At 62.8% G+C, this 9,076-nt stretch carries 7 protein-coding genes; all 7 read left to right on the top strand.

Features of this window, described 5'->3' with window-relative positions; all coding sequences use genetic code 11:
- Window positions 1-4,254: hypothetical protein (locus tag BV071_RS25590; protein ID WP_035613349.1), on the top strand; the 4,254-nt coding region annotated here is incomplete at its 5' end.
- Window positions 4,251-4,673: a hypothetical protein gene (locus BV071_RS25585; RefSeq protein ID WP_035613346.1), complete on the top strand. Its 423-nt coding sequence runs from the start codon at window positions 4,251-4,253 to the stop codon at window positions 4,671-4,673. The genes BV071_RS25590 and BV071_RS25585, both read left to right, overlap by 4 nt.
- A gap of 88 nt (window positions 4,674-4,761) precedes the next feature.
- Window positions 4,762-5,214: a hypothetical protein gene (locus tag BV071_RS25580; RefSeq protein ID WP_265594878.1), complete on the top strand. Its 453-nt coding sequence runs from the start codon at window positions 4,762-4,764 to the stop codon at window positions 5,212-5,214.
- Window positions 5,215-5,242: 28 nt separating this feature from the next.
- On the top strand, window positions 5,243-5,836 hold the full coding sequence (locus BV071_RS25575; RefSeq protein WP_035613340.1) for a hypothetical protein: 594 nt from the start codon (window positions 5,243-5,245) through the stop codon (window positions 5,834-5,836).
- Complete coding sequence (locus tag BV071_RS35750) at window positions 5,833-6,990, top strand: hypothetical protein (protein ID WP_035613337.1); 1,158 nt, start codon at window positions 5,833-5,835, stop codon at window positions 6,988-6,990. Before BV071_RS25575 ends, BV071_RS35750 begins: the two co-directional genes overlap by 4 nt.
- A 71-nt stretch (window positions 6,991-7,061) precedes the next feature.
- Window positions 7,062-7,901, top strand: coding sequence for a histidinol-phosphatase (locus BV071_RS25565; protein ID WP_265594877.1), 840 nt, complete (start codon window positions 7,062-7,064; stop codon window positions 7,899-7,901).
- A gap of 429 nt (window positions 7,902-8,330) precedes the next feature.
- Window positions 8,331-9,023, top strand: a complete 693-nt coding sequence (locus BV071_RS25560; protein ID WP_035613334.1) for a hypothetical protein — start codon at window positions 8,331-8,333, stop codon at window positions 9,021-9,023.
- Window positions 9,024-9,076 lie beyond the last annotated feature (53 nt).

The raw sequence follows: 9,076 nt of genomic DNA, 5'->3' as shown, positions 1-9,076 counted from the left end.
AAGTGGATCGCGAATGTGGAGAAGAACGGCGCGGTGCCGGTGATCACGCTGCGCGAGGCCGATGGCGATGAGGACAAGCTGCGCGAGCAGGCGATCCTGCACGGCACGAACGGGGTGCCGCTCTACCTGCGCCAGAACTCCAAGCGCAAGGCGATCGAAAAGGAGCTGGAGGAAGTAAGAAAGATCTACGAGGTCTATGGTGCGGCGCCCTTGCCGGGAGAGACGGAGGCCATGGCACAGCAGCGCAAGCTGAAGGAGCTGGAGCAACTCGGCGGCCTGGGTCAGCAGGTGATCGAGCGCACGCGGCGCGGGGAGATCTCCCTGGATCACGGCGAGGCACTGATGCGGGATCTGTATGGCGAGACGCTGAGGCCGGCGGATCCACGCAGCCCGAAGGTCTTCGAAGTTTGGCTGGAGGGGGTGGCGGATGATGAAATCCGCAAGGTCTGGAACAAGGACGAGCACGATGTGAAGGCGCGCAATGAGGTGCGCAATCAATTCGTGAACTGGTGGTATGCCACGAACTCGCACTTGCCGGGCGTGACGCGAACCATGCAGGCGCGGCTGCGGCGCGAGCTGACGGGTGAGAAGTCGGAAGGCTTCGATGAGAATTTCACCGCCTTCAAGAAAGGTGCGAAGAGCCTGGGCACCGGTCTGGTGGCACCGGTATTGGGGATGGGCCTGGGCCTGGCGGAGCATTCCATTTTGAATCCCCTTTCGCTAATCAGCGAGGAGGCGAGGAAGCAGCAAGACGAGCTGCTGCGGATCCAGGGGCGCGATGGCAAGAACTGGATCCGTGGCTTGGGCAAGAACGGTGAGAAGTACTTCACGAGCTTCGGCAGCCAGGAGCGCGGCGATCTGATCGGCGCGCTCATGACGCTGAAGGATTCGATCGATCGCGGGGATGCGGCGGAGCACTACGGCTATACGGATACTCCGGAGAAGGAGGCAGCGGCGCGGAAGGCGGCGCTGCAAGCGGTGCGCGACAAGGCCTATGCGGTGCAAGCCCGCCATCAGGAGAGCGGCTTCGAGATCCGCCCGGAGGATGTGGACCCGGAGCAGGATCCGGTGCTGAAGAAGGCACTGGGAGAATATGAAGCGACCGGCGATCCGGCGTTCTGGAAGATCTTCGAGCGGCGCCTGCTGCAGGACCGCGGGATGCGCGAGCACGAGGATGACATGCGCGATCTAACAGACGGTCTGGACGAGTTCGACGCGGCGGTCATGTCCGGCCTCTATGCCGGGCCGCAGGAGCTCGGCATGGAGGCGCTATCGTGGCTGGGTGGTGGCGCGGGGAAGCTGGCCCGCTCGGTGGCGGTGGAGACCAAGCTCGCCGCGCTGGCGAGGCGGGGCGGGCGCTTCGGCGAGGTGGCATCGCAGCTTTTGCGCGGTCAGAAGATGCTCAGGCGGATCGGCCAGGGGGGAGAAGCGGCAAGTGCGGCGGAGAAGGCGGCGGAGGCGGCGCGGCTCCCCTTCTGGCAGCGGCTGGGGAGGGCGGCCCTGCACGAAGGCAAGGAGATGGCGGGAGAGGCCGTCGAGGAGATGGCCACGGAGGCCGGCAATCCGGAGATGACGCCGGGCTCGATGTTAGAGTCGGGCGCGATGGGTGCGCTGGGAGCGCCGCTGCTCAAGCCAGTGATGAGGGTGGCGCAGGCGCCGGTGGGCATCGTGGCCGGCTGGGTGGATGAGCTGTATCGCGGCAAGAAGGTTGCGGAGTTCGCGGACTGGCACAACCGCGAGATGGCGGGAACGCCTGGCTTCCAGCCGATCACCAAGGAGCAAGCCGCGGACCTCATGCGGACCACCGATGTGGAGGAGCTGAAGCGCTTGGCAGAGGATCACCGCGCGGCGATGGAGGAGCTGAAGGCAGCGGAGGCGGAGGCCAAAGGCGAAGCTGAGGAGTGGACATCGGAGCCTGAAGATCGCACTGCGCATGAAGAGGCCGATCCGGACGAAACGGAGCTGCAGGATGACCCCGGACTTGCCCGGACTTCCCCGCCCCCACGGGAGGCGAGTGAGAGCGCGCCCGGGCAGGAATGGAACAGCATCGCAGGAGGGCTATCCGCAGGAACTCAGGCAGGGCAAATGCCAGCAGACGGAAGCCCCCACGAGAGAGGCAAGCCGGAGCAGCTGGCGACCGAAGCAGCCGACGGCCACCCTGGCCTCTCCGACATTGACAGTCCGGCGCGGCTGGGGCTACGTTTCGAACCTTGGGATGAATACTCCAGACGAGAAGCCAGACACCCCGCAGCAGGAGGAAATCACCTCGTGCCGGCCAAGGTGGCTGAAGCGTTCCGAAGTTCCCTGCGGACTGGAAGCGGAGCGGTTGGAGTTCGCCTTCTACGCATCCCTGAGCGAGGAGCAGCGCGAGAGGCTACTGGATTGCGAGATCCTCTGGTAGCCACCTTGGTGCGCGGGTTCGAGCGCGCCTTTGGAAAGCGGGTGATCTTCTACCGGGCATCTTCCGCCACCAAGCCGCTGCCGCGAGGCGGGCTATCCTCGAACCAGTTCCCGAACTACATCGCGGTCAACGCGAATGGACCGTTCAGCATTTTCTTCGTGCTGGGCCATGAGTTGGGCCACGCGATCCAGCGCCAGAGCCCGGAACTGTACGCTGCCACCAGGAAGGAGGTGATGGCCCTGCTGCGGGACGAGGATTCCTACATCGCGCGCGAAGGCCTGGAGCAGTGGTATGCGGGCCACAAGCTCGACAACGAGGTCTTCAACGATGTGCTGGGACACTTCTTCCGCGACGCGCGCTTCTGGCAAGAACTGGGACGCCGGAGCGGTGGGCTGACAGCGAGGATCTTCGCAGTCTTCAGCAAGGTGGTGGACAAGATGACCGCCTCCTTCCGCGAGCGGCGGGAAAGCCGCAATGCGGAGGGCATGCTGGCGGATCACCTGGAGGAGGTCCGCTCGAAGGTGGCGGCGATGGTGGATGAGTATCAGAAGGGAGGCGAGTTTCCCGCCTATGTGCCCGACCCGGCCGGACCAAGGACGGAGGCGCTGGATGGACTGTCTCGCGAAGATGGCGGACTGACAGCCCTCGCGCCCGGTCCGGAAGCCGCTGGAGCAAGCGCGGTGGAGCAACCGGGAATCGCGGATCCGGCGGCGGATATCGCGCGGAGCGGGAAGGCGGGGGTAGGTATACCGGGGGCATCTGTCGAGGCGAGGTCAAGGGCATCTAACACCAGGGTGACTCCCGCGGATGTGGCGGCAGCGGTGAAGGCGCCGGGGGCAAGACAGCGACTGGGAGGCGTGCGGGCGGGGAGACTCCATGCGTTGCAAGCTTATCACGATCTCAGCGCGAAGAAGGCAAGGTATGGGAGCCTGAGCCCCGCGGAACAGACGAAACTGGACCGCGCCTCGCAGGCGCTGGCGGCGGCGATGAGCCGGGGAAGCAGTGGGATCCCCCGAGAGCCGAACTTCAAGGTCCGAGGTCTGTCTGAAAATCCCTACGCAGACCCGGATGTGGAGGATGTATTCGACAACGGCTTTCCACCATCCGCCGCACATGGTGCCCTGATGTCCCGCCTCCAGGATATTCGGAGACAGCTGGTGGAAGCCAGGAACGGTCAGATTACGAACAGGGACGCCATGGGAACCGTGGACGACACAGCGCCAGGAGCCCAAGAGGAGTATGCCCGCCTGCAGGCCGCAGAAGAAGCAGCCGAAGCACGGGTAGAAGATCTCATCGAACAGGCGCGGGAAGCACTGCGACCCCATCCCAAGACCGAGCGGAAGACCGCGTTTCACGGAGATGCAAGGGTGCTGGAACACGCGCATCGCGGCTTGGAGTTGGCCCTCCGCTACTTGAGCGACGAACTAGTCCCCCACGGGCTGGAGGTCATCCACGATCCCGATGAGCGGGGTGGCCACATCAAGGGGAAGATCTTCATCAACGGGCAATTGTCATCGGCTCGAATCGCCCACGAAATCATCCATGAATTGGAGGCAACCCATGCGGAAATCCTCAAACGCACCAAGGAGTTTCTGGAGCGACGAGGAAAAACCGGAGGAAAGGGCTCGCTTCAGCAGAGAACGGGAATCTCAAGGTACGATGCCGTTGAGGAAGCTTGGTTCGACCTTTGGAGGGAAAAGGGAGGCACCGAATATTCCGGCAAGGATTGCGGAAAGGACGCGACCGAAATCCTGACCGTGGGAATCGAGAGACTTGATCGAGATCCGATCCTTTTCATGCTGACCGATCCGGAGTATTTTGATTTCGTAGTTAGAACTCTCAATCCGCAATGAATACCGAAGAAAACAGCCCGGGCAGATATCATGAAGGGGACTATCAGACGGTAGAGTTCGAGATCGAGCACTTCCCCGCCCCTCTGCAGTGGGACGCTCGGGAGGGTGTCGTCCGCTGGGCGCGACCGCCCCAACTTTCAGAAGAGCTTTCTTCCAAGTGGGATGTGGTGCTCGCGGAGATCCAGCAAAGGATTAGGATGCGGGCCGGCGAGTATTCCAACGGGCATGAAGTGACGCGAGCGCTGCGGAATCGTGGTCATTCCCTTCCAAATGATCCGCTGATGATGTATCATATCAGGTCACTGCAAGAGATTTTCCCTATGGGCTTTCTAGCAAAGCGGCGTATCGTCGTGAGCGAGCCGCGCTGCGTGAAGCACCATATCGTGAGGCGGAAACTCCCCCCCGGTTGGAATTTCTAGCCAGCGGCTCAGCCGCCAGGAGCGCGGGGCGATCGCGGGGCTGAGAGAGAGAGATTGAAAGCGGCGCAGGGCGGGTCATGCTGTGGGGGTGAGATTCGGGCTGCAGCGATCGCTGATCTTTTGGAGTGGGCTGCTGGCGGTGGTGTTCCTGTGCTGGGCGTGGAAGGATTCGCGGGAGCGGCGGACGTATGTGCAGGTGGCCGGCTTTCTCTTGGCGAGCGACCAGGGCGGGCTGGTGCTGGAGAGGAATCCGTATCTATTCCGGGACTTCGAGGCGGGGCGCGAGCCTGCGCTGGTGCTAAGGCGGACGATGAAGGGGCCCTTCCTCCTGCATGGAAAAGGTGAGCTTGTGAACGATGGGCTGGTCGACCCCGAGTGGGACTACCGGGAACTTTGTGAGAACACGATGAGCTACCAGCCGCAGGGGAATTGGCTGCTGTTCATTCCCTACTGGCTGCTGTTGATGGTGGCAGGGCTGGCGTGGTGGGTGCTTCTGCTGTGGCGGCTGCGGCGGAGGATTGATTGGGGGCAGGAGAAGTGATCTGCTCGCGGAGGATGGATAGATTCTCATGAAGCCCCCTTCCCTATTCCGGTCGCTGGTCTTCTGGAGCGGGCTCCTGGTGATGGGGTTCATTGGCTGGATGTGGGTGGATTCGACGATGCGGATGTCCTACGTGCGCGGGCCGAATTGGGAATTGGCGAGCTGGGCCAGCGGGGTATCGGTGATGAACGGGAGCCGGCTTGCCTACAAGTGGGAGGCCGGGCAGGCCCCTCCGCCAACCATGCGCGTCAACTACACATCCCGGGGAACTCGTGCCTTCTCGATAGAGTCCGGGCACTTGGATCCGGAACTGAGGAGGGTGCGACTGGCTCGCGCGGGGTTTCTGGCAGGCGCGAAGCCCGGTGAGGAATTTGTGGAATTCCTACCGAGGCTGAATGCACCGGAGCTGGATGCAGCGCTGCGGGAGAACGGGCGGCGGAATCTGCTCGCCTCCGGCTCGGCCTATGTGTTTTCGGTGCTGCCCGGAGGCTGGGTGCTTTTTATCCCGCACTGGCTGTTGCTGCTGGCGGTGGTTCTCGGATGGGTGGGATCCCTGGCATGGCGGGCAAGGCGGATCCGGCGGCACGAGAAATCCCTAACTACGATAGACGCCGTAGCATGAAGCCCCCTTCCCTATTCCGGTCACTGGTCTTCTGGGGTGGACTCCTAGTGATGGGGTTTGCGGTGTGGGGGTGGCGGGATTCGACGGTGAATTCGGCCAAGCTGACGATGGGGCCGTGTGAGATCGAGAGCTGGGCCTGCGGGATGGCGGTGAAATACCGGCCGAGCCAAGGAGGCCGCTGGAAGCTGAGCTACCAGCCACGGGAGCGATCGGGATCCGCGAGCTTCCGGGACCCATCCTACGATTGCCATGCGCCGAAGCCGCCGGTGACCGTTGCGCTGGAGACGTTCCGCTTTGCCCGGCCAGGGGTGCAGGATTTGGCCGAGGCGAAGGGCTTCTATATCCCGGTGGGTGTGACCTACGGGCCGCGGGGAATCGCGGGAGGGCCGGAGGTGGGGATGGATGTAGCATTGCGGGATCACTACTTGGAGTCGCGGCCGCCTTTCTCCTCCGGAGCGGGGCCAAGGGGATGGATCGCCTTCCTGCCGGACTGGCTGCTGCTGCTGGCGGTGGCGCTGGTATGGCAGGGGCTGCTGTACTGGCGGGCGGGGCGCTGGCGGCGGATGGATGCTAGGAGCTACGAGGAACATCGTAGCAGTGCGTATCCGCTGTGGCGCTCGCCGGTCTTCTGGTGCGGGCTGGCGGCGCTGACGTTCACGCTGTGGCTGTGGCGGGACTCGACGCGGCAGAGCAGCTACATCGAATCGGGCAACCAGGAGCTGCAAAGCTGGGCCTCCGCGGTGATCTGGATGAGGCATGCGGATGCGCCCGTGGCTTGGCACATGGGGCGGCGCCCGCACTATCGCCCGAATGAGGTGTCGCTGGGAGAGATGCGCTTCGCATGGCCTGCGGCGATCGGAGTTCCGGGACTGGACAAGACGACGGCGATGCCCGGACGGAGGCCGCTGACCGTGGGACCCGGGGAAGATCCGGCATTGCGCGGCCTAAGGGATCATCTGGAACAGACGATGCCAGCAAGGCTGAGTGCGGGCGCGCGGATCGTCTTCATCCCGCACTGGATGATCCTGCTGGTGGAGGTGGTGCTGTGGGGTGGGCTGCTAGCGTGGCGGGTGTGGCGCTGGCACCGGGGTCAGGTGGAAGAAAAAGCAAGCGGGGCGGAGGCGGCGACGCCGGAGATGGCGGCGGGCCGGTGATTCCTGCGTGGAATCACGGCGATGAGGAATTGCGATTGGCGGGATGCGAGTGGATCGGCGAGTCTGGGGGCGTGAACGAGATCGCCGCACCTGCTCCCCTGCTCTACGAATCCCACTGCCATACGACGCTGTGCAAGCATGCCTACGGGACGACGGATGAGTATGCGGCGGTGGCGCGGCAGCGGAATCTGAAGGGGATCACCTTCACCTGCCACTGTCCGCTGCCGGACGGGAATTCCGCGCATGTGCGGATGGGGCCGGGGCAGTATGCGGACTATCTGGCGATGATCGCGGAGACGCGCGCGGGTCATGAGGGCCAGGTGGATGTGCGCACGGGAATCGAGAGCGACTACTATCCGGGCGTGGAGCCGTGGCTGGAGGAGCTGCATGCGCGCACGCCGCTGAGCCATGTGCTGGGATCGGTGCACTATCAGCTGGGGGACTACCGGAAGAATTACTACCGCGGGGATGTCCTGGCCTATCAGAAGCTCTACTACGAGCACCTGGCGATGTCCGCGGAGACGGGGCTCTTCGACACGCTGGCGCACCCGGATCTGATCAAGAACGAGTCGCCGGCGGATTGGGATTTCGCGAGGCTGCGGGAGGACGTGAGCCGCGCGCTCGACCGCATCGCGGCGACGGGGGTGGCGATGGAGCTGAATACGAGCGGGATGTTCAAGCTGCTTCCGGAGATGAATCCCTCGCTGGGGCAACTGGTGCTGATGCGCGAGCGCGGGATTCCGGTGGTGATCGGCGCGGATGCGCACGTGGCGGAACGGGTGGGCGATGGATATCGGGAGGCGCTGGCGAGTTTGTTAGAGGCGGGGTATGAGAAGGTGAGTTACTTCGTGGACCGGAAGCGGGTGGATGTGCCGATCGCGGAGGCGCTGGGTTCGCTGAAGGAAATCTGAGGGGCACGTGGGCCTCTCTCCATTGGGAAGCCGCGGCATTGATACCCGGCTTCTCCGGAGAAGAATGAAAAAGGAGATCGACGCTGGCCGGACTTCCCCCGGAGGAGAACCCACTTGGGAATAGCACAAGGACCATCCTGTGTGCCCGGTCTGCGATCAGGAGCTGGTCTCCCAAAGGGATTTGCTCGCATAGCCTAACAAGAACGAGGCCGTGCGGGGCGACATCCCGCGAATCAACTACGGCTTTGGAAATGTGGGAATGGCCTGTAGTGAGGGGCAGATCATCGCGCGCAATGGGGTAAAGTTGTTCATATGATACCGAACAACCCGAAGCAAATACACCTTGACCCCTGGCCTTGTTCTCAAGTGATATCGCAGGGATTATTTACCCCCAAAATACAAACGCCCCCCATTAAAATGAAAGCAATCATGAAAGGGGCCCTCCCCTCCCTTGCTGTTCTGCTCATCCAAGGCTCCGGCATCTCGAACGCCGCGGTCATTGCCGAGCTGGAATTGAACGATACCCTCGCCACGGCCCAAAATGTGGGCGGCTCGTTCTCAATCGGCCCGAATTCAGATATCGGGTCCCACTTTGGAATCGATCCCTCCGTCACTCCTTGGGTAAGCATCACTAGTAGCGGCGGGAATAGTTTTGACTATTACACGTTCGCGACCACGTCCCCCGGTCGGATCTCCATCGATATTGACTATGGGATGCCCGATGTTGATACCATGATCGGGCTCTGGGTGGAAACCGCCGTCCCAGGAACCTATCAGCTGCTGGGAGCCTTGGACGACGGGAATCTAGTCCAGTCGAGCGGCTTGGTTCCCCTCGATCCAGGCTCGGTGCATGATTGGGATCCTAGCATTTACTTCGATGGGTTACTGCCGGCCGGGAATTATGTCGTTGGAGTCGGCGAATTCTACTCCGACTTCTTTAATACAGGCATGGATGGGAATCCCTTGGATGAGACCAACACCTACACCCTGCAGATTACCGTGGAGAATGTGTCCTCCATCTCCACGATTCCGGAGCCTTTCTCACTCGGGGGCGTCGGGGCGCTGATGGTGTCCGGGCTGTTCTTCCGCTGTCGCCCATGCCGCAGCAAGCGGCTGTCGTGAAGGGGGGCGGGTAACAATGGGAGTCTGCGTGGCGTGGTTCGATTGGATCGAAT

Source organism: Haloferula sp. BvORR071 (assembly GCF_000739615.1).
Classification (GTDB): domain Bacteria; phylum Verrucomicrobiota; class Verrucomicrobiia; order Verrucomicrobiales; family Akkermansiaceae; genus Haloferula.
This window is presented reverse-complemented; position numbering and strand designations above follow the sequence as displayed.